The organism is Methanothermobacter thermautotrophicus, assembly GCF_014889545.1.
In the GTDB taxonomy this organism is placed as follows: domain Archaea; phylum Methanobacteriota; class Methanobacteria; order Methanobacteriales; family Methanothermobacteraceae; genus Methanothermobacter; species Methanothermobacter thermautotrophicus_A.
This window is the reverse complement of sequence record NZ_QKOF01000003.1, coordinates 192,641-218,053: the sequence shown is the minus strand read 5'-3', so window position 1 is coordinate 218,053 and position 25,413 is coordinate 192,641. Positions and strand designations below refer to the sequence as shown.

The following is a 25,413-nucleotide window of genomic DNA, read 5'->3' as shown; positions in this document are numbered from 1 at the left end:
TGGCTATTGTTTTTTAACTTTTTTTCACCTCAAAAAATTGGGGGGATGTGGGGGGAATTGATTTCCCACCACTTTTTATTCATAGACTCCTGTTTCTTTTTCTAGGTGGTTAGCGGCTGCCCAGATCCTGGCGGCCCACTCCTTTATGTTTTCGTTTTGTGTGCGTTCTTCAATCCACCTTGCACATGTCATTATTGTTGATATTTCACACCAGATTCTTGTTTTTTTCTTCATGGTTTCACCTCACGCCTCTTGATGAAGGGGACAAGGTTCCCTCCCCCACATCATAATCATAGGGGGTATATAAAGGTTACAGTTAGGGTAACTCCTACCCACATCCTTACTTTTACATTTTTTGTCCGCTAAATTTTCAAAAAAACCAAGAATCCATGCTAGAAATCGTCTAAAAAAAGAGAACAGGAACCAAAACTATGAATAATACTATCAAATCCCTAGAAAGGCCTAAAAACGCTTTAATCTTAGAAAACAGGAGACTTTCTTCTTCCTGGAAACCATCTAAGAAGCGTTAACAGGAATGAGAAGCTAATATAATCAGACCCCTGGAAAAAGCGTTTAGAGCGTTTTGCAGGAATCAAGACAATTTATAATACTATCAGATCTCATACAGCATTTTAGTACATTATCCAAAAAATCCACTCCCAAAAAAATCTAACATAACACCTCACATGCCCCTAGTGGCCTGTCAATGACCAATGAAACACCCCAACCTGAACTATCGCCCAGATTATCCTTGTGATTATGAGGAGTATTATGCCGACAATAATCGCCTTCAAAACTTCATGTCGCGAACTAAGATAATTCCCTTTTAATCCTGGCATTTTATCAGGGAAAAGATAATATGTCGCGATAAACAAGCCAAGAAACAACATAAACAAACCCCAAGCCACCCAACCTTTAAACATGCCAACAACACCCCTTATAACCATGAAGGCGGAGAAAAGGAGTGAAAAACCGAGATATCCTCCAAGTGGGTAGCCTTTCCCATCCCATTCCCCTTTGAAGGTGTCACCCCTCAAAAAGAACACAAAACCAATATACTCTGCGAGGATTAGAAGAGCAACCGCCCCTGGCACCATCTCAGGAGCGAAGACAAAGGAAAACCCCGCAAAAAGGAAAAAAAAGGTGAGAGGGACGACCATGAGGCCGAATGAGCAGGCTCTGGGCGTCGCTACACCACCTTTTTCCGCTTTTTCTCCTGTAACTCTCTCATAGAATCTATTTAGACGGTCCTCTCCAACAATAGCCCAAAAAATGAGGAATATAGTGAGGCTTAGACCTACTGTGATCATTGCTCCCTCTGATGACATGATTTTTCACCTTCTCTCTCTTTATTTATATGTTTTTCTGTTTGTAAGTTTGCAGGTTTTGGGGTGAACTTTCTAGCGAGTGTATAACTGTTGATATTGCACTACCTTTAACCCATGATTCAACTATGTTCTCTATTGCTTCTTTCCCACTATATCCGAGAGTTCCCTTGACTATAGCTGTTTTACCGCCAAAGACTGTTATAAATCTCATCGATTGTCTGACTGTCGTGTCAGTGATTATTTTGAATGGTGAGGCTCCTATTGGCGCCTTGAAAAAGACCGCAGAACCCACTGTAGCCGCGAAATCAAGCCAATTAATAGGATTGCGCGGATCATCGAATAAACCAGATGCATGAGCTGCAAGGGCAGCGCCCGCTATAGTTATAGCTACTGCACAGCCTAGTGTTACCGGTCCTCCTGCTGCTGCCGCTATCATTAGTCCTGCTGTTATTAGTATTCCGGCTGCTGTAGCTTCACCTGATTTTAGAAATTGTCCAAGCCAACTGTTTACTTTGTTTGTTAGTTGGTCGTGGTAGCAGTAGCATGTTGCTTGCTATGGGGCTCCTCCAAGATCATAGAAGTTGTCTTTAACTTCATCTGTCAGGTTGGATGCCTGGTAATCCTTCAAAGCTTCAAAGTATATTTTTTGTTGGTTTTTGGGGTGTCTGTTGTCTTCTGTTTTTTGTATGATTGTTTGGTTGTTCTATTGCTTTTTTTCCAGTTTTTTCAGGGCTTTTTTCGCTTCATTGTATTCTGGTTTTAGTTTTAGGGCTTTCCTGTAGGATTCTAGTGCTTCTTCGCATCTTCCAAGCTTCTCCAACACCTCCCCCTTCATATACCATGCTCTATGATCTTCAGGGTTTATTTCCAGAACCTTTTCAAAGCATCCTAACGCCTCATCATACCTCCCAAGTTCACCGAGGACTATGCCCTTGTTATTCCATGTTTTGCGATCTTTTGGGTTTATTTAGGCTTTTTTCATAGCATTCTAGCGCCTCATCATATCTCTTAAGTTCATCGAGGGCTATTCCCTTGTTGTACCATGTTTCATGACTTTTTGGGTTTATTTTTAGGCTTTTTCATAGCATTCTAGCGCCTCATCATATCTCTTAAGTTCCTTGAGGACTATTCCCTTGTTGTACCATGTTTTGTAATCTTTTGGGTTTATTTTTAGGCTTTTTTCATAGCATTCTAGCGCCTCATCATATCTCTTAAGTTCATCGAGGGTTATTCCCTTGTTGTACCATGTTTTGTAATCTTTTGGGTTTATTTTTAGGCTTTTTTCATAGCATTCTAGCGCCTCATCATACCTCCCAAGATCATCGAGGGCTGCTCCTTTGTTGTGCCATGCTTGTGCGAGGTTTGGGTTTAGTTTTAGGGCTTTATTAAAACATGTGAGTGCTTTTTTGTATTTTTTGAGGTTTATTAGGCACACTCCTTTGTTGTACCATCCTATTGCATGGTTTGGGTCTATTTTTATGGTTTTGTCGAAGTATTTCATGGCTTCTTTGTATTTGCCGTTATTTAGGAGTTTCAGGCCTTTTTTTATTAGTGATCTTCTTTTTATCCAGCTGAATAATTTCAAGGTTTATTCCTCCTTGTTTGTTGGCTACTACTTCCTGTCTTATTTTCTGTTTTCTCTCTAATTCCTTAACTTTCTCGAAGGCTTTGAATCATGCCACTCTTTCACCCTCCAGTTGTTAGCAAACCTCTCAAAAGTGACCTCTTCACTGTCTATTTGGATGGAGAAGCCGTAGCAGTTCCCAAACCCCCTGGATTTTAAAAGTTTCCAGGTTCATATTCTTTCTCATTTTCCTGGTTTATCAATACCATTTTCCCACCTCCGTCTTTTCTCTAAAAACTTCTTGGTTTCTTCCCCCACCTTATGGAAGAATGCTGGATTATATACTCCACGTTCAAAGTTTGGAGTCATTTGGTACTCCCTTTCTTCATTTAGCTTCTTCTTTTCTCTTTTCATCCTATTTCACCTCTCTATTCTATTTTAAGTTCAAAAAAGGAAAAGCTACCTTTACTTTTCTAGGATTTTGGAAAGGGCTTCTAACATGCCATAAGCACTTAGCCTTTCATAGCGGGGATCCACTTTTACCTCTGCTTTTTTGAGATGTTCGAAGGCTCTCAGGGCCCATTTTTCAATTCATGCTCATTGAATCCAAACCACTCCTTATATGTATCAAGAACTTTCTTTAATTGCATACTTCGCACCTCCATCATCTTGTTTTTCCCAATGAATATAAAACATGGGGCTATCAAAGAATCAAAGCAGCATTGTCTTTTCTTCAAGTCTAACATCCATCGTCCTTCATCCTTTTTCTACTTTTGATTGTTTCGATCTCTAAATCTATCATATCACCCGCCTGAACGTCTAAGCTGCTTTGAAGGTGTTTGGGGAGGTACACCATTCCCTGAACAGCCACGGGGAGCGTCTCAAGGACCTCCTTTACATCTTTTCGAATCCTGAGGATTAGAGCATCCCCACGTTTTATATCTTCCATGTTTCGAAGGAACTTGGGGATTCGAATGACATGTTCTTAGTCATCTGCCTTCTGAGTGGTATCGTCATTTTTTCCCTCTTAGATCCTTGGAATGTTGTATTCCCTTACTGAGATTAACATGAGGGAAAACTTGGATGAACAAATAATAGATTACAAAACCCGCTATTGCAATATCTTGAACAAGCTTGTCCTAGAGAGCTACCGGCGTGCAGGATTTCGAGCAGGCCGTCAGATGCTTTGAAAGGGCAAGCAGCCTAGCCTCACATCTAATGAGTCAGATACAAGAAAAGGAAGATGAAAAAGACAAACAACGGGAAAACAAAATACTACATCAAGAAATTCTTGACACGGTTAAAGATGACGTTCTTGATAATGTGGATGTAAAAGATGGAGAAATATCAATAAAAAAAGAGGGCGATATCACTATAAAGGCAATAGTGGGCCTGTCAGAAGGATTGAAAAAATTTCCAATAGAAGAACAGGTATGGAATCTCTATATCACGCTTAGACAGCAAGGAGTGATGAGAACAACAAGTGTGAAAGCTGTGGCTAGACAATTGAACGTCTCCCAAAAGAAGATTTGGGAATGGAAGAAAACATACAACTGGGATGAAAAAGAAAAGCAAAGAGTTGGAGAGATCGAAAAAAGCGTGGAAGAACGAATAAATGAGGAAATAGCCAATTGAAAGATCCAATACATTGACATCCTCAACAATCTCATCTTTGGAGTCTATGTACTTGCTTTAACCAAAGGATTGGAGAAAATAGAAGTGAAGACAATGAAAGACCATGAAAGTCTCTCCAGAAGCCTAGATAGATGATGAAACTAGTTCTCCCAATCCAAGACAGATTACCTGAAGAAAAAAAGACTACAGGAAGAGAAACAAAAACGTCCATACACCGAAAAACAAAAAAACCATAAGGAGGGTTGGAAAGATGATAATCGACATGGCACGAGGAATAGAAAAAGAAATCGAGGACGAGGACCTGGATAAGAAAATGAGGAAACTTCAAGAGACTTGGCTTAAAGCACTCAAAGAAATGATCTACATACAAAAAACATTGCAAAGCTAAAAGAAGATAAGAAGAACAGAGAGCAGGCTGTAATGAGATAGATTTTTTGGATAACCCCTTGTTATCCCAAAACCTTAAAATAGGATTATAAAAAGTATTATATTAGGGGTTTTGAGGGGCTTCCAGGATCTGAAAACCCTCACTCGATTAACTACTTTTTCTCTTTTTTAATCCTCCAAAAGCCTCCCCCCCTTAAAAGTAGTCTATTCTCCATTTCCAAGAATCCTATAATATTTTTTACCTCCTGCAAGCCCCTAAAAAACGCTTTTCCTGCTTTTCCAGGGATTTGAAAATATTTCTCGGTTACTAGAAGCTGCTAAAAGTTTTTATTTTCCTGCTAAGCTTTCTCAAGGCTGTTTTTGATAATGATGATTATCAGACCCTACTCTGATGAAATCGAGGCCCTTAAAGGCAAAGTCCCACCCAGAACAGGCATGAGCGCCTGTATACGAAAAATAATTCCTGATCACCTGAAAGAGGTACAGGGACAGCGCGAGTAAAGTTCAGAGCCACTGAAGGTGCCCGGAACCGGCAGGGAAAATCCTGTATCAAACCTGGCAGTCCCCCGTAGGCATGAATGCCGGGTTTCTTTCATTTTATTGAAATTTGCGCTGGAATGGAGTAATTAGACCATCCAGTATTATGTCACTGGTGATTTACACCCATCTGATGCCATTTTAATTTTCATGAAAATCCGGGGTAACCTTCGCTATACAGTTATAAGCAGTGCCTCAATTATCTGTTACTCTGACTATTGGGATTCAGAAGATAGAATCTCTTCCATCCTCTTCTTGGCGGGTTCAAAATTAGGATTTACTTCTAAAGCTTTGTTGAAGCATTCCAGAGCTCCTTCGTATTTTTTCAGTGCTTCAAGGATTAAACCTTTAGCATACAATGCATTTACATCTTTTAAATTTAACTCTAAAAGTTTATCCAAACATTTCAGAGCTTCTTTGTACCTTTTCAAAGCTACTAATGCTCCACCTTTACCTCTCCATATCTCTGGGTTTTTTGGATCTAATTCTAGTGCTTTGTTATAGCATTTTAGTGCTTCTTCATACCTTTCACAGTTTTCTAAACTCAAAGCTTTACCATACCATGCCTCAGGCAAATCTTGGTTTAATTCCAGTGCTTTATTATAGCATTTTAGTGCTTCTTCATGTTTTTCAAGTTTATTTAGAGCAAGACCCTTCAGAGCTAATGCCTTATAATCCTGGGGATTCAGCTCTAAAACTTTATCATAGCAGTCTAATGCTTCTTTATCCCTCTCCAAATTTCCAAAAATAACTCCTTTATTAATCCATGCTTCTTTTAAATTAGGGGTTAATTCTAGGGCTTTATTAAAACATGTGAGTGCTTCTTTGTATTTATTAAGGTTTCGGAGCGCAACACCTTTATTGTACCATGCCAAGGCATATTCTGAATCTATTTCTAGTGCTTTATCAAAGTATCTTATACTTTCTCCATATTTACCTTGATTTAAAAGATCAACACCTTTATTCAGTAATGATTTTTTCTTAAAAGCCTTGAACAACCATGAAATCATCTTTTTATCCCCTGCTCGTAATGGTCGTATTGTTATTCTTGGGCCTGGATTTCTCTTCTTCTTTATTTATTTTCTCTAAAGCATCCCATATTGGTTTAATAGCAGCATCTGCCAATATGCAGCCTACCATCGTAAGACTTGCGACTATAGCAGCACTAGTCATTATAATGGCTTTAGAATCCCTATTCTTTATGGCCAATTTTAAATTGTTGAAAGCTTCCCTAAGACATTGTCCCACCTTATCCCATCCTTCCCCTGGATCTCTTAAACCACCAGGAGCATATTTATTAAAAACATCATCAATATTTTTTCCTTTCCTCATTGCATCATATAGTTCTTTTTGAAATTTATCATTTTTCGCTAATTCCAATAACAACAGGGCTGCTTGTAAGAAGAGATCTTGATCTTTGATTGATGGGTTTTCTTTTAAAATCGTCTGGATACTACACCACATCAGTTCGGATACGAAGACCTCCTTCTCGATTAATGGTAGGACCATGTCAGGGTATTTCCAAGCTAGACATATATAGAGTATAACGGCTGCGATGATTATACCATACGGCCCTGCTCTTGATGCTAATAGCTCGCATCCTACCAGTGCATCCTCAGCAGTAGCTCCTTCAAAGACAGATGTACCTACCACGCCAACCATGCTACCGAAGAGAGTATCGTTTAACATTTCTTTTGCAAGGTTGGCGGCCCATTCTGTTTGCAGGTGGCTGAAGCACTGTGTTGGGGGGGCTTTCAATGTTATTTTTTGACTTTTAGTGTTCTTAGTATTTGTTTAAGTCCTTCTGGCTCCTCGGTTTTACTTGAATATATTATCTCATAGATTGTATCGCCTGTTTTTATGTAAATGTAGGTAGTGTATGTGTATGGGTTCTTTGGGTTTTTTGTTTTTATTATGTAGGCTGGATGATCGTCAATTTTTGTCGCGTTCTTTGAAATTACATCCTCCAGTTCATTGAGAGCATCATCGAGTGAATGTAGTCTGGTGGGTCCGGCAGATAAGGCTTCAGTACTGTTCCAAGCAAACAACGTCTTGCAAGAATCTATGACTTTTGTCCTGCCTGACCATCCATCTGGCAACGCAAAACTCACATATTCATCACAATAAAAACCTTTCACATCCCCTTCACTCATTCTGAAGTTGCCATGATCCATAGTAATCTCGCCCTCACTATAAATGACAGGTCTATGACTCAAATAGGATACTAGAGAGTTTATAGAAAGGGCGAGGACGCAAACAAAGACTACAACTAATAGTATGCTACGTAAACGCATAATATCCCTTCTAAAATATTTTGAATCCATAGATTTCTTCGTCGATTCTTGCCACATCCACAGGGATGTTATCAAAATGGAATTCGCAGGAGTCCAATCCAAGGACTGACGTGTCTTCATAAGTTGAAATAATGGCATGTGATGTGTATCTTTCTATTTTGCCATTCTGCCTATGACATGTCACGTCACATTCCATTATATATACACCTCTAAAGCTGGCAGGCACGTTAAAGGTTTCTACGTGCAAAGACAACCAGGTGTTCGATGGATCACGACCACCATAAACCTTGACAACACCACCAATTCCTACTCTATTCATTGTCCTTAAATCTATTAGATATATGGGTGAACTTCCGAGATAGGTGTATTGGTTATCCAATGGTAGGGCTTTGCTAAGCTCAGAAGCTATCCTTAGATAAGGATTATAAACTAACTTGTTAAAAATATTCACCAAAATCTGAGAAACCTTATTTATTATATCCGTACTATTCAACATTTCTTTTGCAAGGTTGGCGGCCCATTCTGTTTGCTGGTGGCTGAAGCAGTATGCTCCCATGCAACCCTTGAGGAGTTCGAGGTCTCTTACTATTCCTGTTCCTGTATCTATGATGAGGTACTTGCTACCATATCATGGTGTAGTTTCCATCTAGTGTGATGTTTTATGGGTTGGCCTGTCATGATCCTGTAGCCTATATCTGTGGATACACCGGTGCTCATAATCTGGCTGGGATCTGTGATGTTTGCTGGTGGGAATAGGCGTTGCATCACAAGGAATTCGAAAATGTTTATGCTTGCTGTTCTGGCATAGTTGAATGCTTTGAGGTTTTCTGGTGTTCCTGTGGCCGCAACTCCCATGTTATGGTCGCATTCCAGTGTCATGAACGTGTCCTCGGGGGTGTCAGCAACCGATACTATTATTGGTTTTGTCCGGGTCCATATTAGTATTTTTTTGCTATTTCGTCTGCTAATTTGTCGTGTAGGTTTCGAGTGCTGCAAGTGCTGTCCCATAGGCTGCTTTTTATGGTCCCTGGGGTTTGAGGTTTTCTCGTGAGCCATTCCCTCAGCAAGTTATCTGATATTTTTTTGTTGTTGCCACTGTGTATGATACTATTCCCTGGTAGCCTGCATCTATTCTTCCAAGTTCTGGATCATCATAGGCTCCGTTGTATGTCCCGTTAAAAGGTTTGATGTGTGAAGTTGCGGTTTTACTGGCGCGCCCCCGAATGGCAGCCCCATTATCGTCTTCTTAGCTTCTCCTGGATAATCTATGGTGATATTGGAGGGTGTCCTTTGCAAGTTCTTCAAGATGTTGTATGGTGTAGTCACGTATATCATCCCCCTGTGAGATTGTTAAGATATTCCAAGCCATATTGGTGGATTTGCCATAACATCTGCCCCCTGGCTGGTTTTTGTGAGGTTGTTTAGTTTTAGGAGGGCTAACTGTGAAACCATATTAAAATTCTGAGGCATTAATCTGTTTGATCTTATCTTTGATGGGTATCCAAGCCCCATTAACGTACATTTTTGTGCATATTGTTTGTCCGTCAACTATGATGCTTATCTCACCTTCAAAGGGCGCCGTCCTCCTCCATGCAACACTTTATACCCTTAGCCGGACCATCAACAGTAACTGGCAGCGAAACCCTGAAAGGAACAAAGCCCAAATCATAAAACCTCAGGGACTGGCTCATACTCCCAAAACATAAGGATCGCCATAATTTACCATAAAATATTCCTCAGGAGACATCCCATGTTCATAAAAGTTGTGTAATTTATCCAGGTTAAGTACAGGCCCCCATGTAAAAGCTGTTGAAGTTAAGGTAAGAGAACATCTCACAGGTGTGCTTTCTTTGATGATGTATGTTGCTGTTTGTTCCTGGGCTTTGTTACCATCCTTGTCGATTGCATAATACTTGATGGTGTGTGTGCCTTCACCAAGATCTATTGTTGCTATTCTACTGCCTGTGTAGCTCCTCCCATCTACCTGGTAGTTGATCCTGGGGTTGTTGTCTTTGTTGTCGGTTGCTGTGATAGTCACCGTTATCGGATGATCATATACTCCAGGATCAGGAGATATACTTGTAAGGGGTGGTGTGGTGTCTTTGGTTATGGTTTCTCCTATTCCAGTGGTTTGTGTTATCTGGATGCTGTCTGGTAGTTTGTCTGTTGTGTTGTAGTGGTTTATTATTTTTGCGAAGGTGTAGATTAGGGTTTCGTATCTGATTTGTCCTATCTTTGTTGTGGCATAGTTTGGCGATCTTTTCTTGGTTTCTATGAAGTTTTTAATGTTCTGGGCTGTCTGTAGGTACTCCTGTTTTGTTAGTGTTCCTGTGGTTGACCCTGCAGGTTTTGTAGGGGGTTGGATGCTGTTGAATGTTATCTCAACTCTTTTGTTTTGGTTGAGGTTTATTATCGTGTTGGAGGCGGCGTAGAGATAATCATCTGCTCTTATGGTCTTGTTCTCATATTATAGTCTGTTGGGATATCTTGCCCTGCTGTTCTTTGTAGTTTTTGATTAGTTTGGAGGCGTCGGAGGATCTCATTGTAGTTGAGACTGGCTGCCTCAGCACCTCCTGCAAGACAAAAAACAAGGACGGAAACTGCCAGGACGAACACAAACCGTCTCATATAATAAACCCTCCCAGTAGCGGTCTCCAAACAATAATATAATAAATTATAATATAAAACGATTACTATTTATCATAAACAGAAAAACATTTATGATCATCATCCCTTCATGTCATATTTTTTGGGGTATCGAGCTTGGCACACAAAAAAATATGCATACGAAAAAACTAAGATACAAATTCCCCCTTAAAAAGCTTCTCTCCCAGCCCCCCTGTTTTTTTTCATGATATTAGTTACCCGGAAAAATTTCAAGGATAGAAAATATTGCAAAACTAGGAGTTTGTTCTCATCCTTTGAAATTTTTCTAAAAAATCGTATATGGTCCTGTTTTCCCTTTAAGATCCGATCAAGTATTCGAGCACCCTCCCCTTTCAACCTGTTTGAATCCTCGAAGATGTTGCAAGCGGTTGTCGAGCAGAATTTTTTTCGGGGTGGTGTTCTAATTCTTGGAAGATGTTTTCCGGCATATTTTTTGAGAGCATGGTGTATAGAAAAAGAATATCATGTGGTCTTCTTCCAACATTTTGGAATGACAGTAAAATGACAGTGTTGTGACAGTGAAAAAACCGTCCACAGGAAAATGAAAATGTCCATCTGTCCTTGCGATTGTTTGAAAATGGGCTGTTAGGCGTTAACAGGAAACGAATAAAGTTTATAAGGGGCCGTCCATGGGATGGGGATGTTTTGCCACTCCTGTTTTTTGAATAAGCTGTTTTTGCTGTGTGTCAGTAGCGTGTCAGTACTGCTTCAGTGCCGTTTCAGTACTGTTTCAGTGGATAAGCGTCCAAGAGAAAATGTTCATCTGTTCCTGTGATTGGCTGAAAAAGGGCTGTCAGACGTTCGCAGGAAACGGGTAAATTTGTAAGGGGCTATTTCATGGCTTGGAATGTTTTTGCGATCCTTGTTCTCCGAAATAAGCTGGTTTGGGGGATGGGTGAGTAAAAGATTAGTTGACTAACCCCTTACTCTCTAAAATCATGTTTCCTGCTTAAAATAGGAGAAAGCATTTTTCCAGAGGGATTCTTTTTGAATCCATCTTCTTATTGATTTTCATTGTATTCATAAGGTTCGTCATGTCCATTATACCATGTATACTATTTGGATCGAAATTGTTAGAATCGTCTGGTGGATAAGTGTCGGGTGGTGTTTTTGTATTTTGTATCTGAGGGGCTGGTATTCCTGTATGCTTTTGCACTTCTTGTATTATGTGTTGTGCTGGATTGTTGTAGCTGTTGTGATGTAACAAGCTGGCTCCAAAGAGTATAAGCACACCTATAACAATAGATATACTATACCTTTCAAAATGCTTAATATCCCCATTTTCTCACCCCCTCTTATAATTTTTTAACCTCATGATGTTTTCGATCTTCAGGTCCAGTAGGTCGCCTTTTTTGGTGTTCAGGGTTTCGCGGGGCTTCCTTGGGAATGTATAGTTTCCCACCCCGTCCCACTGGCAGGGTTAAGCGTATTTCTTTGGGGTCTTTCTTTATCCGGACGTTTATAAGGTCTTTTTGTTCGATTTGTTCTTGTTCTCTTTTTTCAATTTTTTACATGTATTATGTGTATCCGATCATTTTTATTATGGTTTTGCGGTTTATGGTCTAAGATTGTCCTGTGATTTTATGTTCGTTATATTTACCATTAATGGAGGGTTTAATTTTGAATAAAAGGAAAGTCGTAATAAGGGTCTTTGAAATGAAGAAGGAGTGCGAGTTTCCTTGGAAAACAGGGGTCTCAGATGAAAACATCATCAGACTCCTCAGGGAACTTATAGACCCTGAAAACTTCGGGGATGGGGCTGAGTATGTTGTTGAGGTCTATGATCGCTGGACTGACAGTCCCTGCATATTCTACTTTGACGGGAAAATGAAGTTAATGTCCAGCTAAAAGAATAGGAGGGGGGTTATAATCTTTCAATTGCCTTAACAAGGAGATCAACGGTCATCTCGATGTCCTTCATGCTTGCCATGCTCACCGTTGTATGGATGTACCTTGTGGGTACAGATACCACACCGGCGGGTATGCCCTCCCTTGTGAGATGAATGGCGGTTGCATCGGTTGTACCCCCCTCACTCACCTCTATCTGGACAGGTATGTCCTCCTCACGTGCAGTCTCAAGCAGCCAGTCCTTAACACGTGGATGGGTTATTATACCCCTCCCGCTGGCATCGGTGAGGATTATGGCAGGTCCACCGTCGAGCTTCGCAGGGGCCTCCTCCTCCTTCATCCCGGGATGATCCCCGGCTATTGTAACATCCAGTGCCAGGGCCATGTCAGGGTTGAGCCTGAAGGCTGAGGTCCTGGCACCCTTGAGACCAACCTCCTCCTGGACCGTTCCAACACCATAGACGGTTGCATCCGTTTCAACCCGCTTGAGTACCTCAACCATTACAAGGCAGCCTATACGATTGTCCAGGGCCTTCCCAGTGAAACGGGAGTTGGGGAGTTCACTGTAGGGTGCATGGAATGTTATGGGGTCCCCCACAGCCACCAGCTCCTCTGCCTCCTCCCTTGAAGAGGCGCCTATGTCGATGAACATGTTATCATGGGTTGTTACCTTCTTCCTCTCAGAGGCCTTCATCCTGTGGGGTGGCTTTGACCCGATGACACCCATCACGGGTCCATTCTCCCCGTGAATCCAGACTGCCTGGTTGAGTATCATCTGGTCACTGATCCCCCCGATCTTTGAGAACCTTATGAACCCCTTCTTATCTATGTGCCTCACCATGAGACCTATCTCATCCATGTGGGCTGCCAGCATGATTGAGGGACCGGACCCCCTCTTCACCGCGATGATGTTACCGAGGCTGTCCTCCTCTATCTCATCAACATGTCCCTCGAGTTCTGATGCTATGATATCCCTTACCTCACCTTCAAATCCAGAGATTCCGCTTGCAACTGCAAGACGCTTCATGAGTTCCTTCATGTTTACCACCGGATCAGCTACGTGACTTTATGATTATCAGAATTCCGAGAATAACCAGGAGTGCCTGGGGCCAGAACCTTGAATACTGTGGTGGTATGATCCCAGCATCGAATGCGAACCACAGGACCCCTATTATCACCAGTATAACTCCAAGGTATATTCTCCACTGCCCGCCTCCCTCTGGAGGCTGCCTGGGTCTTCTGTTGATTTCCACTTCATCTCCCATATTTTTTCCTCCAACCCTATTATCTTCAAGGAGATATAAAACCTTACTTGAGGTTGCCTAGAGTGGAAAAAATCAGGGATTCACGCCAGATATGAACTTTCCTGAAGAGGGGATCAGCACCCCAAGATAAGGGTGGGGCCCTAAAGGCGGGGCTGAAACTTATTAAAGGTATCCGGTACAATACATTAACATGATTTCAAGGGACCATCCACGTTACCATTCACTGATACAGAGGGAGATGATAACAGAGGCCTGGCGTAGGGGCATACTCGCAGATTCCGGCATGATCGCCCACGGTAGGGGCGAGGCCTTCGACTACCTCCTTGGTGAGAGGACCACAGAACCTGCTTCAAGGGCCATAAGGGCGGCTGCAGCAGCACTCATCCTTGCAGAAAACCCGGTTATCTCGGTTAACGGCAACACAGCCGCCCTCGTAGCGGGAGCCGTGGTTGAACTGGCAGATGTGATTGGAGGGAAGATCGAGATAAACCTCTTCCACCGGACAGAGGAGAGGGTGAGGCTGATAGAGGAGGTCCTCCTGGAACACGGCGCCAATGAGGTCCTCGGCACAGACAAGCTACTCTACATCGATGATATAAAGAGTCCGAGGGCAACAGCAAGCCCTGAGGGCATCTACAGTGCCGACGTGGTCCTGGTCCCCCTGGAGGATGGTGACAGGACAGAGATACTGGTGGAGTCAGGTAAGACCGTCATAACCATTGACCTGAACCCCATATCAAGGACATCCAGGAAGGCGAGTATAAGCATAACAGATAACATCGTAAGGGCCATACCCGCCCTCATAGAGGCTGTGAGGGAACTTGAGGACTTATCAAGGGATGAACTTGAGCTGATCGTCAATGAATTCGATAACCTCAGGAATATCCGTGAGACCCTAAAACTTATAGACATCCGGAGATACTATCCAGAACTGTGAAGATACTAGCAAAAAACTACACAGACACAATCCAAACCAAAAGCTGATTTAAAGTAATCTCTAATTGATGATCATGGATGAAATCTGGGAGATTAAGGATCTGAGCGTGTGAATATGGTGGTTATTGGAGTTTCAGGGTTGCCCGGAGCAGGGAAGGGCGTTGTATCAAGGATAGCCGAGTCCATGGGTTTCAAGATTATAAGGATGGGTGACGTCATAAGGGAAGAAGCCCGAAAGAGGGGTGAGGACCCGGGGGTGACGGCTGTTCGCCTCAGGGATGAATACGGCAAGTACGTCGTCGCTGAAAAGTGCGTTGAAAGGATTCAGGAGTCAGACGCAGGAATGTTCCTGATAGAGGGTATACGGAGCCCCCATGAGGTGGAGATATTCAGGAAAAGTTTCCCTGGCTTCAGGGTCATATCAGTGTTCTCAACAAGAAAGACCCGGTTCCGGAGGCTCAGGAAGAGGCAGCGGGAGGACGACTCTGAAAGGTACGATGAATTCGTTGAAAGAGATGAGAGGGAACTTGGATTCGGTATAGGTGACGTGATAGCAACCTCAGATTATATGATAATCAATGAGGGTCCAATATGGAAGATAAAAAAACAGGCAAGGCAGATACTCAGGAAACTTGCAGAGAAGGATGAGCAGAGGAGGATAAATGATGGATAAAGTTAAAGTTGAAGCCCCGGTCAGGGCGACAGAGGATCCAGAGAAGGTGAGGGAGGCTGTTCAGAACGTCTTCCCTGAACTTGAAATTGAGGTTGAAGGCGACACCGTGAGGGGAACAGGTGATGCAGGGAGCCTCAGGAACCTCCAGGAGGCCCTTGAGAAGAGGAGGATAAGGCTCACAGCAAGGAAGATACTCAAAAAACACGTCAGGGCCAGTTCAACATGGTTCTACATCAACAAGCAGGCCGCCCTCATGAACCGGGTGAACGTCCTTGAGGAGTCCATCTCCGCACTTGGGGACATACTGGTGGAGCTTGAATCAGATGATATAATGGGCCTGATAGACTGGCTCGCACCTGATGTCTCAGTCCCCGAAGAGGGTGCTGATTGACCCGCATTGAATCCATCAGGTCGGACAATCAATCCTTATCAACCAGCACAGCCCTCTTTATGTCAAGGAAGCCGTTATCAAAGAACCACTTCTTTTCGTATTCAATTATTTCAAGTCTTTTCTTAAATATTGGACCGTCAAGGACCAGTGATTCTGCCTCGCCACCCTCAAATGCAGGGTTTATACCATACCTCTCACTCAGATCTGCCAGTTCATCTATCATAGCCCTGTCAACTATCCTTCCAAGCCATGACTCGTCAAGGCCCTCGGCTGCAACAGCAGTCACCATGACCCTGAATCCAAGGTCAACTATCTCCTCCATGTAATCCAGGGGGTCCCTGTGCCAGAGGGGTGCCACTGACCTTAAACCCAGCCTCCTGCAGATGGAGTCTATCCTTGACCTCTGATACTCTGAGTACAGGGCTCCGGAGTAGACAGCCTCCACACCCCTCTCAGCAAGAATCTTAAGTGCTGCGGCCAGGTCCTCAACCTCCTCCTCCTCGACCCCGGCGGTCCTTGATTCCATCAGAGGTATCCCCAGGGCCTCTGCAAGGAGGGCTGTCAGGTGTATGTTGGGCACATGGTACATGTGGGATTCTGGGTTATCCGAGATCACAGAGACCAGGCACTCCACCTCTGATTCCTGGAGTGCATGATAGAGGGCCATCGTACTGTCCTTACCACCTGAATACAGAACTGCAGACTTCATCAGACACCCCTGTATCTCTCGTATATGCCCCTCACAAAACCCAGGATGGAGTCGATGAAAACACCTGCAAGTCCCGTTAGCATCCCCAGGACGCCGCAGAAGAGTACTATGCTGGATTTAGCCGGGAGTGAACTCTTCAGGGCAGCAACCCTTTCCTCGGCCGGACCCTTCACCCCGGTTACAATTATGTCCCTTGCCTGGAGGTAGGATACCACTGAATCAACATTCCTGGGATTAACCTCCACAACAAGGTGGACGGCGCTGTACCTTGTATTTATGCCACCGGTGTACATGAGCCACTCTGCAAGGTTTTCAAGGGCCTTTACAGGGTTGTATCCCCTTTTAACCTGTAAAATTATGGTTCCATTTGTGTAGACCTTCCATGATGTTATGTTGGAGTCTATTACCGAGATCTTATCCTCTATTATCCTCTTACGGTCCTCTGAGAACCTGTCAGTCTTTATCACTATCCCCTCTGAGTGTACATCCACAACGCCCTCCTGGGCCCTGAGTTCCTCTGTGAGCTTCACGATATCGGTGGCTGCTGAAACATCAGCTGTTACTGTCTCTGTGCCACCCTCAGTGGAGATGTATATCCCCCTTGCTATTTCAGGGATATCATCATAGACAGGGGATACCAGGAAGGCCCCCCCGACTGTCCCTGCAACGAAGCCTATGAAGACCACGAATAGCAGGTTCTTCTTCCCGATTATGGGTGTCATGAGGCCGGCAGAGAATATGAATGCAAGTAGGAGGATAAAGAGGGCCAGCATTACAGTTACACTTAGAACGTCCATTGTATTCACCGCAGATCCTTCTAGGAGGCTTTTTTAATCTGTATCAATAGTATCTCATGGAAACTTAAATATCTTGTGATGGCTGTGTTCAACTCACTGGAATTCCCTCTCCCCAGCTATCCGTCCACCCTCAATGCTCACATAGACCTCCTTAACGGTCTTCCCACCCCTCTGAAGCGGTACGACCCATACTGGAATATCAGTGCCGTTTATATTTATTGAACCCCTGGAGGGCTGGCCTGCGGTGTAGCCGGGTTCAGCGGCTATCTGCCTTGCCTCCTCAGCTGTCACATTCTTGGTAGTGTTTGTGGTGTTATCTGAGGTCATGTTGGGGATGTTGATGGGCACCGGCTGGGGCTGCGGCTCAACCGGGGTGGAATCTGAGATCCGCTCCCTCTCACCGGAATTGAAGGAACTGTATGAGTATATGATCACCGAGAGGGTGAATATACCAATCAGTATAAGTGCTTTATACTCCCATCTGAGATCATCAAACAAGGTTAATCCTCCTGTTAGTGAATGAATCCCTATGTTATCCTTGTTATGGTTATGGCGCCGTCCTGGTTCTTTATGGTGTATTTTCCAGGGGTCATGTTGGTGGTTGTGACGTTTACCTTGGGTATGATGCTCAGTTTGATCCTCTGGTCTTTGTAGAACACCGTGACCTGCCCGTTCCTCACCTCAACTGTGTGGGGAAAATCAGAGGGTAATGTTACGTTAACGGCGAAGCCAGGGCCATTCGTGTATGCCGCATTGACTGCACCTGCAACACGTTCACCCATCATCCTTGCCTCGCCGAGTTCACCGGCCTGTGTCCTTGAAAGTTCACTTTCCACAATGCTGACCATCCCTGCAATTATGATAAGGGCTATCAGTGTCGCGAAGAGGAAGTCTATACTTAAAACTCCACCATCATCCATTGGATCACCTTTTTTCATCACAGTCCAGGGACTAAGGGTAGTTGTTCGCAGCAAGGCCGAGGAGGTTCTTGTAGGTAGTTGAGAGACAGAAGGGTGCCCCCAGCGGGTCGTACATTATGTTATTCCTGACCTTTATGGTTGTACCCGGGATTCCAAGGAAGTACTCCCTGTCCACCTTCGATATGTACTGGTTACCGTTGTGGTCCTCCAGGAGGGGGTCCCCTATTATGAAGGTGCTCATCCTCGTGTATGCCGGATCAGCGGAGCTTGAACGGTTCTCAAGCCTGTCAAAGAATGAGAGCCCGTTGGGGTCTATGAAGTAGTAGGGCCTTGGGGTTATGTTGCTGGGGTTATCTGTCCCGTTGAGGCAGTACCAGAGGTTCTGGAGGTGTCCCTCGCTATCAACACTCTCATTCAAGCGGTAGTCAGCGTAGCTGCCGTTACTGGCATAGTAGGGGTACTTGTATATGACGTTACTTACACGGAACTTCGTGTTTATCCAGATGTAGGGGTCCTCTATACCCTCAAGGCTCACATATGATGAGACCGGGGGGAGTGTGAACTCGTAGACCTGGTCCTTCTGGACTATCCTAAGGGGTATGCCCCCCCGTATCTCAACCTTGAACCCGAAGGGGTCATCCTGTGTGAGGGTGACGTCGGAGGTCGTGAATGTGGCGTTTGTGTAATTGGTTATGGGAACACCTTTGATGTAGATCTGGCGGCCGGTCTGCCTTTCAAGTTCCAGGGAGGTGTTTATCACGTTGTCATTTATGGCGTTCACAATGTTTTCAGTTATATTCGCCTTGCTCGTTCCCTGGGGGAAGAACTCTGCATTGTCTATGACATTCCTGGATGCATTGTAGGCCGCGTTACGTCCAGCGTCAGCAGCGGCCTTCTCCACGGTCGAATATATTGAACCCACAACCGTTATGGTCACATCGCCACCCGTTGAGAGCGCTGCCAGCATGTTGGCCTCGTTGACGATGTCCCCGTAGGATATGGCTATTATTATGACCGGTATGAATAGGAGCACTGCGAGGGGTGTGAATGCGTATCCATCCTCATCACAGATTATCCCCATACTCAATCCCTCCATAGTGTTAATCTAACCGGCAGGGAGTTCGGTATATCCCCAGTGTAGAGGGCCTCAGTCCTTATAAGTGACGGGTCAATGGTGTAACCTGAAGCCTGGAGCATGGCTATGAGCTCCTGCCTTGCAAGGGCCTGGGCCGTGTATGCATCATTGGCGTATTCTGTGGCCCACATGTTGGCCAGGAATTTGGGGTAGATCACGGCCACCCGTGTACCTGAATATATCTCAGCATTGGAGTCGCCTGACTCCCATCCCTGACCAGAGTTTATGGTTACACGGATATCATATGACCCTGGCCTTGTGCTGTAGTTGCCGGGGGTTCCACCCGTTGTGAATATCCTGCTACCAGCCACATCAATGGCACCTATATCCAGTGAGAATGGAACAGGGCCACTGTAGAGCTGGGTCCATGCGCTGGTGGAGTTTTTAACCTCAACCTTAACTGACTTTGTATCGAGGCCCGCCCCCACGAAGAGGAGGACCTTCTTGGCATCGGGGCCAATGGAGAACTGCCTCACAGGTGCAGAGACGTTGGTGGAGTTCTGGTAACTGTTGAAGGCGTAGTTGTTCCACTGGATCGGGAGTGACGTGTACGACACGGTGGAGTAGGAGTCAACAAGGCCCACGAGGTCGTAGTCCTGCCCTGGAACGTTGTCCCATATTGTGACGCGGACCCTGTTTGTCTGGCCCGCCCGGAGGTAGTCCCTGATGTATACTATCCCGGGGACGTTACCGTACCCATCACTGACTGCACTGTAATCCACGCCCCCGTAATCAAATGAACAGAAGGCCACCTTCCATGCGGTCCCGTTCCATACCTCCACAAGGGCATCGTCAACACCACCATAGGGGTTCACGACGGTGTAGGCGTCGAGTATCCTTGAACCGGCTGGTATCGGTATGTCCTGGGTGACGCTCACTGCACACCCATCTGAAGGCTCTCCGTTAACATTATCGATTACAAATGGGAGACCATCTGAGTAGACATGGTTCTGTCCGACCATGCTGTTCCATGCTATGACCCTCCGGGTGTTGAGGTTGGTGACTGTGCCCGTGTTAAGGTCATATATACGTCCGTAACCCATGGTCCCATTTCTATCCAGTCTTGTCAGACTTGGAACCGCCAGCCCCGCCGCGTCATTGAACTGAAATGTGCGGGTTAGGATTCCCTTCGGCACCTTTATGGTGGTTGTGTAGTTGGCTATTATCGAGAACCATGGAAGGTCATAGTCAGTGCTCCCTGTTGTGGTCATGTTTGTGAACTGTACATAGAAGTTGTTGCTTCCACCGGTTAGGGAGGTGATGTTACCCTGATAGTTGTACATGAGCTCCCTGGTTGTCCCGGGGCGGAGGTTGAGGAAGGTGAAGCTGTCGTTCCCCACAACATGGGGCACATTGTTTATAACAACATTTGCCCCGTATGATGACCTGTTCTGCCGGTTACATGAGCCAAGGAGGAACCTTCCCCAGTTGATACTGGTTGATGGAACAGAGAAGCTGATGTTCCTGGGGGATGTCTTGTAACCCCAGTATGGATTATAATAGAGGCTGTTCCAGAAGTTGCTCAACCAGTTGTGGAAATTCCAGACCGTCGTCGTTGAGTTTATCTGCTGGTCCTCCAGGGTGACCTCCTCCATCTTGTACCATGCACGTCCAAGCCAGCCCTCCTCGGGTCCCGAGATAACGATGGCCCTTGATGCAGTGTCCCTTGAGATGAGTATCCCGCTATCATTCCTCAGGGTGGGGTACGGTCCCATCTTCAACTCATAGCCAACCCCCGGTGGTAGCATGGACTGGAGCTCGGACCTTATAAGGTTCTCTGCCCCTGCGGTGTTGTTGCGGGAGTACATTGCGGCTGCAGAGTAGAGGGTTCCGTCCTGTCTCATAACATCAAGTGCATCCGCTGCTAGGGCCTCAAGGTGCTGGTGGTCTGCCCCCATGTAACTGGGCAGGGCGAAGTAGGTTACAATGGATGCTGTGAATATGAAGACGACTATGAGGGCCAGGACGGCATCCGTTGTGAATATGAATCCACCCTCATCATCATTGAAACCACGGATCATATCATCACATCTCCTCAATCACTTTAACCAGAGATACAGGACGAACCTGGCAGGCCTTACCCTCACATTGTCAAGTGTTATCTGCCCTGGAGGTGTCCCCTTTGGCGCCGCGAGGATGTAAACGTCCATCGATGCCCCGGGGTTACTCTGGGTCCTTACACTCAGTATGTTGTCCCTGAACTGAGTGTCATTGTAGAGGTAGGTCTCGTTTATCTGCTCCTTTATCTCGGTTAAGTGCTGGTTTATCTCATTTGGTGGCACGACACGGTTGTTGTTAACATCCACGAAGGCGGAATCGTATCCCCTGTTTATAACGAGGACCCAGTAGTCATATATCCTCAGATAGGCATCATTGGTGGGGAAGTTGGTAGTGTAGGTCCTTGGCTGCCCGGCATCCCTTATTAGGCCCTCTATTGAACCAACACGCTCCACCTTCGTTGTGAGGACGTAGCGTTCAACCCTTGCAATGTCAGGGGCGCTGGTGTTGAGTGTCCCCAGGGTCCTCACTGTGAGGCCCTCGGTGGTGCTTATGTTGATGTAGTATCCATACTCCGGACCCACGAGCTCCCCCATATTGGTGGTGTTCATACCTGCAATCTTGGAGGGGGAGAGGTAGTTCTTCTGGGGAATTTTTTTGACAGGGTCATACCTTGCAAGCCCTATGCTCTGGGGGTTCCCCTTCTGTTCCCAGTCAGGGGGAGTCCCTGATGATTCAACCAGGGCATCGGCGATATCAGACGCCTGACGGTCAAGGGAACTCTGATATATGGTGCTCTGGGTGAGATACATGATATTATCCATGTCAGCTGCCAGCATACCGAGCAGTATGGTTAATGGTATGAGTGCAAGTAGCACATCAAGCGAGAATGCAAAGCCCCTCCTATCAGACAGTAAATCCCTCAAGGTTATCCCCTTCCTTTTATGGATATATCTATCCCAGTAACTACTATTATATATTTCTTTGTCCATATATCAACTGGAGGAGGTATCATGGACTCAAGGGGACAGATCTCAGCGGAGTTTCTTTTGATCGTTTCATTCATACTGATAATCGTACTGGCTTTCTCATCCATCGCCGGTCCCCAGTCACAGGAGAACAGCATAGCAGCCGCTGCCAGGGAGGGGGCAACCGGGGCCATATCCGAGATAGCCTATACCAATGTATCAGTGAAGCCAATGAGGGTTACAGGCATAAACATCACCGGCGGGAACAGCCGGTTGATAAGGATCTCCTTTGATGGACAGATACCGGCAGAGTACCGTGCCCTTGTCATAAACAGGACAGTAGAGTCTCTCCTTACCGTCAACGGTGTGAGGCCGGTTAACAGCACCACGGTGAGGCTCGGCGACAGGACATACACAGTCCAGATATAGTTCTGGATTCAGAAATGAATAATGATGGGCGGGACTTAACTCACTCAACCCCTATTATCCAAAAAAAAAAAATAATGAACCTATCAGGGGTTTAACTCACTCAATCCCTATTATCCTAACGGGCCTGTTACCCCTCATGCTCATTATCGAACCCTCAACTGCAAGCTTCACGGTGTCATGGACCTCAACCTTGAAGCCATTATTCTCAACTATGTAGACATCTGGCTTGACGTTGCTCCTTATATCATAGTCGACACGTACATAGGATGTGTTCTCACCCACATCTATAACCTCACCGAAGGTGTAGTCACGCACATATCTGACCCTGAATATAAGGAAGACCGCTGCAACTGCAATCACGGCGAAGAGGAGTGTTGTGAGGGCAGGGAAGAATACGAATGGGAATGCCATTGTAAGGGCCGAGTTGCCTGATACAAGGATTATAACCACTCCAACAGCCACGTACATGAGGAAGAAGTCCCTGTAGGCCTCGAAGTCCCCGGGGTACATGACCCTTATCTGCCTGTAGAGTATGTAGAGGAGTAGGGCTATCAGGAGAACGGCTGCCGGGAGGAACACCAGAATCGATATGAAGTTGAAGACATAGACTATGGATATGACTATGAATAGAGAGGCTGCGATCTGCAGTTTAAGGACAGCGCTCTCCTTCTCTGCCGGGTCAAATCGCTGTGTCCTGATAATTATGGGCGCGTCATCCTCAGGTATCCTGATGTCATGGCTCTGCGCCTCCTCAAGGATCTCACGGACCTCATTATCGTGCTGTGAGGGTATGTGCTCCCCTATCTTCCTTGTTCTATCATGAAGTTTCTCCCGTATCTCATCCACCTCAACCCCGGAGATTCCCTCGCGGAGCCCTGAGGCCGCCCTCCTCATCCTGCCAGGGAGCCTTACAATTTCAAATATGGCGGTTCCCATGAGGTTGAATAGAGCTATCACTGCACTGCCGAGTCTTGAGAAGAAGCCCATCACATCACCTACTTCCTTGTTATGTTCGTCACAATAACGGTGGTTGAATTCAGTGGCCAGTATACCACAGCCGTGTACCATCCCCTCTGCACATTCACGGACTGTGAAGTGAGGTTGTACTGTGTCGATGCGTTTATATTTGACTGTGTGCCGTTACTGTAGGTAACTGTGAAGATCACGCTGTTATTGCCAGTGATAATGACCCCGTTAACAGGTATATAGAAGCTCACCGTCCTCTTTGCTCCGGGGCCGTTGGCGTATACTATGTCAGCTGCATTTGCAATGGTCTGAACAGCCACCTTGGCATCCGATGCCCTTGAAACATCCGTGCTTGCCTCGATTGAACTCCCTATGAGGGGTATAGTTACTCCTCCAAGGACGATGAGGACAACCAGTATGAGCAGAAGGTACTCAAGGGATACCTGTCCCCTGCTATCCATGCAGATCACCTTTCAACATCTCTATATAAATTCTGTAGGCCTACACTTATATATTTGGCGAAGAGCCGGGTGGGGCTCCTTACGGGGAGTACCCGGTTAACCTTGGTGAACACCTCATGGAGTCCCCCCAGTACAATAGCCACCTAGAATATCATGTCAAATAACCTGAAGAGTATCACCGCAAGATCCCCTATGAGGAGTGAAACCATAAGGCCTATGAGGATTGCTGGGGCAAAGGGCATGCCACGCCTTATCCTGAACTCATCCCTTATCTTTCCCTGTGCCACCAGTTCCCTGAGGGTTTCAATCTCCTCACCCCTCAGGCCAGCTGCCATGGCAGAGACCACGGGTTCACCCCTGTAGGTCAGGGCGGATACATCGCCGGTCCTTGCAACTGTCCTGAACCTGTCCAGGAGTGAGGTGTCATCAAAGTAATATTCATCACCCCTCCTGTAGAGGGTGCTTGCCAGTATCATGCCCTCCTTCAGCTCATCAGCACTCACTGTATCCTGGAGGGCCTCCCTCGTGATGGATGTTAGAAGCTTCCTTATGAGCTGTATAACCGTTATGGAGACCCAGAGGATTACAACTCCACTAACTGTTAACTCAAAGTTCCTGTAGAGTGAGTAGACGAGTATCGCCGACACCATAACAGCCTTAACCCTTGATGGGAGGCGTGAGATGACCATTGTGAGGAGGTAGACCAGTATCAGGGACAGTACTATGATCTGGAATGGGAGGAAGTCTGTTATGATGAATGTCAGGGTCACTGCTGATGTTATAACGAGGGCCAGGACCATGCTGGTTCTGTACTGGCGGAGTGGCTCCATGAACTCATCCATGAGATCCCTCCTGGATGTGTAGATTATGAAGAACACGTAGACCAGCAGGAAGGGGAGGAGCGCCAGTATACTGTTTATTATGACCGTGAGGGGGAATGGATATGATGCTGTTACAGGGAGGGCCACTCCAAGGAAGCTGTAACTTACCAGTGACGGCTGGAAGGGTATGAGGGCTGTGACTGCCGTGAAGAGCTTCACATCACCACCGGCCCAGGCCCCCATCCTCCAGAGGATGTATCCCAGTGCAAATATACCTGCGGTGAAGATGGCTGTGTAGATGAATATCCAGGGATCCGATTCCATGAAGGCCCTGATACCATTCAGGAGAAGACCGAGACCAATAACAGGAAAGGTCAGGCGATTGGGTATGATACCCCTCTTTATATCGCTGTAGGAGGCATATAAACATGCCAGAAGTGCTATGAATACCGAGATTAACTCTATAACCATTAATATCACTCCTTGAAGCTTAGAGATGGATATTACAGAAAATCATGATTTATTAATAATTCTACGTGCCGTCTATTTAAGTTTTTGTGGTTGATCTGCCTGCAGCACGACATGACTTGAACACTGCAGAGCTGTGCAGAGTGAAGGGACATCGAATATGGTCACTGAAACTTTGCAGCACTGATAAGCATATTAACTCCAGATCAGAGATTT

Annotated in this window: 32 protein-coding genes and 1 pseudogene; 6 read left to right on the top strand and 27 right to left on the bottom strand. The window is 45.4% G+C overall.

Translation table 11 applies throughout. The annotated features are described in order from the left end of the window. Positions 1-75 precede the first annotated feature (75 nt). The 8 genes from DNK57_RS02020 to DNK57_RS01985 form a co-directional block, all read right to left on the bottom strand. Positions 76-234, bottom strand: coding sequence for a hypothetical protein (locus DNK57_RS02020; protein ID WP_192961384.1), 159 nt, complete (start codon positions 232-234; stop codon positions 76-78). Between the two features lie 458 nt (positions 235-692). Continuing rightward, entirely contained in the window at positions 693-1,328 is a 636-nt protein-coding gene (locus tag DNK57_RS02015) for a hypothetical protein (RefSeq protein WP_192961383.1), read from the bottom strand. Positions 1,329-1,353: 25 nt separating this feature from the next. After that, positions 1,354-1,764 carry a hypothetical protein gene (locus DNK57_RS02010; protein WP_192961382.1) on the bottom strand — a complete coding sequence of 137 codons (411 nt, stop codon included), beginning with the start codon at positions 1,762-1,764 and terminating at the stop codon, positions 1,354-1,356. A 267-nt stretch (positions 1,765-2,031) separates the two neighbouring features. Beyond that, a complete protein-coding gene (locus tag DNK57_RS09225; RefSeq protein WP_192961422.1) occupies positions 2,032-2,295 on the bottom strand; it encodes a tetratricopeptide repeat protein in 264 nt (87 codons plus the stop codon). Then, positions 2,264-2,395 (bottom strand): tetratricopeptide repeat protein, encoded by a 132-nt coding sequence (locus DNK57_RS09355; protein WP_192961421.1) that lies wholly within the window; start codon positions 2,393-2,395, stop codon positions 2,264-2,266. The genes DNK57_RS09225 and DNK57_RS09355 overlap by 32 nt, the downstream gene beginning before the upstream one ends. 2 nt (positions 2,396-2,397) lie before the next feature. Then, complete coding sequence (locus tag DNK57_RS09220) at positions 2,398-2,913, bottom strand: tetratricopeptide repeat protein (RefSeq protein ID WP_192961381.1); 516 nt, start codon at positions 2,911-2,913, stop codon at positions 2,398-2,400. 222 nt (positions 2,914-3,135) lie between these two features. Beyond that, positions 3,136-3,306 carry a hypothetical protein gene (locus DNK57_RS01990; protein WP_192961380.1) on the bottom strand — a complete coding sequence of 57 codons (171 nt, stop codon included), beginning with the start codon at positions 3,304-3,306 and terminating at the stop codon, positions 3,136-3,138. 325 nt (positions 3,307-3,631) lie between these two features. Beyond that, positions 3,632-3,841: a hypothetical protein gene (locus DNK57_RS01985; protein ID WP_192961379.1), complete on the bottom strand. Its 210-nt coding sequence runs from the start codon at positions 3,839-3,841 to the stop codon at positions 3,632-3,634. A gap of 206 nt (positions 3,842-4,047) precedes the next feature. Here DNK57_RS01985 and DNK57_RS09305 point away from each other — a divergent pair, with 206 nt between their 5' ends. After that, positions 4,048-4,527: a phage terminase small subunit-related protein gene (locus DNK57_RS09305; RefSeq protein ID WP_192961378.1), complete on the top strand. Its 480-nt coding sequence runs from the start codon at positions 4,048-4,050 to the stop codon at positions 4,525-4,527. A 1,139-nt stretch (positions 4,528-5,666) separates the two neighbouring features. Here DNK57_RS09305 and DNK57_RS01975 read toward each other — a convergent pair. From DNK57_RS01975 to DNK57_RS09350, 7 genes and pseudogenes are all read right to left on the bottom strand, one after another. After that, a complete protein-coding gene (locus tag DNK57_RS01975) occupies positions 5,667-6,461 on the bottom strand; it encodes a tetratricopeptide repeat protein (RefSeq protein ID WP_192961377.1) in 795 nt (264 codons plus the stop codon). A 4-nt stretch (positions 6,462-6,465) separates the two neighbouring features. Beyond that, on the bottom strand, positions 6,466-7,113 hold the full coding sequence (locus tag DNK57_RS01970) for a hypothetical protein (RefSeq protein WP_192961376.1): 648 nt from the start codon (positions 7,111-7,113) through the stop codon (positions 6,466-6,468). 98 nt (positions 7,114-7,211) lie between these two features. Next, positions 7,212-7,775, bottom strand: coding sequence for a hypothetical protein (locus DNK57_RS01965; protein WP_192961375.1), 564 nt, complete (start codon positions 7,773-7,775; stop codon positions 7,212-7,214). Next, a complete protein-coding gene (locus DNK57_RS01960; RefSeq protein ID WP_192961374.1) occupies positions 7,756-8,301 on the bottom strand; it encodes a hypothetical protein in 546 nt (181 codons plus the stop codon). Before DNK57_RS01960 ends, DNK57_RS01965 begins: the two co-directional genes overlap by 20 nt. A gap of 47 nt (positions 8,302-8,348) precedes the next feature. Continuing rightward, positions 8,349-8,801: a hypothetical protein gene (locus DNK57_RS01955; protein WP_192961373.1), complete on the bottom strand. Its 453-nt coding sequence runs from the start codon at positions 8,799-8,801 to the stop codon at positions 8,349-8,351. Positions 8,802-9,432: 631 nt separating this feature from the next. After that, positions 9,433-9,783 (bottom strand): hypothetical protein, encoded by a 351-nt coding sequence (locus DNK57_RS09215; RefSeq protein ID WP_192961372.1) that lies wholly within the window; start codon positions 9,781-9,783, stop codon positions 9,433-9,435. Positions 9,784-9,996: 213 nt separating this feature from the next. Then, positions 9,997-10,110 (bottom strand): annotated as a pseudogene (locus tag DNK57_RS09350) (hypothetical protein); the annotation flags it as partial. Positions 10,111-12,032: 1,922 nt separating this feature from the next. On the opposite strand from DNK57_RS09350, the gene DNK57_RS01940 reads away from it, so the two are divergent. Further along, complete coding sequence (locus DNK57_RS01940; protein ID WP_226890959.1) at positions 12,033-12,260, top strand: hypothetical protein; 228 nt, start codon at positions 12,033-12,035, stop codon at positions 12,258-12,260. Positions 12,261-12,276: 16 nt separating this feature from the next. Here DNK57_RS01940 and DNK57_RS01935 read toward each other — a convergent pair whose 3' ends face one another. Beyond that, complete coding sequence (locus DNK57_RS01935; protein ID WP_192961370.1) at positions 12,277-13,299, bottom strand: M42 family metallopeptidase; 1,023 nt, start codon at positions 13,297-13,299, stop codon at positions 12,277-12,279. Between the two features lie 13 nt (positions 13,300-13,312). Then, entirely contained in the window at positions 13,313-13,525 is a 213-nt protein-coding gene (locus DNK57_RS01930; RefSeq protein WP_192961369.1) for a hypothetical protein, read from the bottom strand. 190 nt (positions 13,526-13,715) lie between these two features. Between DNK57_RS01930 and DNK57_RS01925 the strand changes: the two genes are divergently transcribed. The 3 genes from DNK57_RS01925 (at position 13,716) to DNK57_RS01915 (ending at position 15,525) form a co-directional block, all read left to right on the top strand. Beyond that, complete coding sequence (locus DNK57_RS01925; RefSeq protein ID WP_192961368.1) at positions 13,716-14,462, top strand: 4-phosphopantoate--beta-alanine ligase; 747 nt, start codon at positions 13,716-13,718, stop codon at positions 14,460-14,462. A gap of 114 nt (positions 14,463-14,576) precedes the next feature. Next, positions 14,577-15,134, top strand: coding sequence for an AAA family ATPase (locus DNK57_RS01920; RefSeq protein WP_192961367.1), 558 nt, complete (start codon positions 14,577-14,579; stop codon positions 15,132-15,134). Beyond that, positions 15,127-15,525, top strand: coding sequence for an RNA-binding domain-containing protein (locus tag DNK57_RS01915; RefSeq protein WP_192961366.1), 399 nt, complete (start codon positions 15,127-15,129; stop codon positions 15,523-15,525). Before DNK57_RS01920 ends, DNK57_RS01915 begins: the two co-directional genes overlap by 8 nt. 28 nt (positions 15,526-15,553) lie before the next feature. On the opposite strand, the gene DNK57_RS01910 is transcribed toward DNK57_RS01915, so the two are convergent. The 7 genes from DNK57_RS01910 to DNK57_RS01880 form a co-directional block, all read right to left on the bottom strand. Next, positions 15,554-16,234 (bottom strand): diphthine--ammonia ligase, encoded by a 681-nt coding sequence (locus tag DNK57_RS01910; protein WP_192961365.1) that lies wholly within the window; start codon positions 16,232-16,234, stop codon positions 15,554-15,556. After that, a complete protein-coding gene (locus DNK57_RS01905; RefSeq protein ID WP_192961364.1) occupies positions 16,234-17,031 on the bottom strand; it encodes a hypothetical protein in 798 nt (265 codons plus the stop codon). Before DNK57_RS01905 ends, DNK57_RS01910 begins: the two co-directional genes overlap by 1 nt. Before the next feature lie 93 nt (positions 17,032-17,124). After that, a complete protein-coding gene (locus DNK57_RS01900) occupies positions 17,125-17,529 on the bottom strand; it encodes a hypothetical protein (protein ID WP_192961363.1) in 405 nt (134 codons plus the stop codon). 29 nt (positions 17,530-17,558) lie between these two features. Beyond that, positions 17,559-17,951, bottom strand: a complete 393-nt coding sequence (locus DNK57_RS01895) for a hypothetical protein (RefSeq protein ID WP_192961362.1) — start codon at positions 17,949-17,951, stop codon at positions 17,559-17,561. 31 nt (positions 17,952-17,982) lie between these two features. Continuing rightward, positions 17,983-19,032: a hypothetical protein gene (locus DNK57_RS01890; protein WP_226890958.1), complete on the bottom strand. Its 1,050-nt coding sequence runs from the start codon at positions 19,030-19,032 to the stop codon at positions 17,983-17,985. Positions 19,033-19,034: 2 nt separating this feature from the next. Further along, positions 19,035-21,107, bottom strand: a complete 2,073-nt coding sequence (locus DNK57_RS01885) for a hypothetical protein (RefSeq protein WP_192961359.1) — start codon at positions 21,105-21,107, stop codon at positions 19,035-19,037. A gap of 18 nt (positions 21,108-21,125) precedes the next feature. Then, positions 21,126-22,010, bottom strand: coding sequence for a hypothetical protein (locus tag DNK57_RS01880; protein ID WP_192961358.1), 885 nt, complete (start codon positions 22,008-22,010; stop codon positions 21,126-21,128). A gap of 87 nt (positions 22,011-22,097) precedes the next feature. Here DNK57_RS01880 and DNK57_RS01875 point away from each other — a divergent pair, with 87 nt between their 5' ends. After that, positions 22,098-22,481 (top strand): hypothetical protein, encoded by a 384-nt coding sequence (locus tag DNK57_RS01875; protein ID WP_192961357.1) that lies wholly within the window; start codon positions 22,098-22,100, stop codon positions 22,479-22,481. A gap of 96 nt (positions 22,482-22,577) precedes the next feature. On the opposite strand, the gene DNK57_RS01870 is transcribed toward DNK57_RS01875, so the two are convergent. From DNK57_RS01870 to DNK57_RS01860, 3 genes are all read right to left on the bottom strand, one after another. Next, positions 22,578-23,468 (bottom strand): DUF2101 family protein, encoded by an 891-nt coding sequence (locus DNK57_RS01870; protein WP_192961356.1) that lies wholly within the window; start codon positions 23,466-23,468, stop codon positions 22,578-22,580. Positions 23,469-23,476: 8 nt separating this feature from the next. Continuing rightward, entirely contained in the window at positions 23,477-23,908 is a 432-nt protein-coding gene (locus DNK57_RS01865; RefSeq protein WP_192961355.1) for a class III signal peptide-containing protein, read from the bottom strand. 143 nt (positions 23,909-24,051) lie between these two features. Further along, on the bottom strand, positions 24,052-25,200 hold the full coding sequence (locus DNK57_RS01860) for an A24 family peptidase C-terminal domain-containing protein (RefSeq protein ID WP_226890956.1): 1,149 nt from the start codon (positions 25,198-25,200) through the stop codon (positions 24,052-24,054). Positions 25,201-25,413 lie beyond the last annotated feature (213 nt).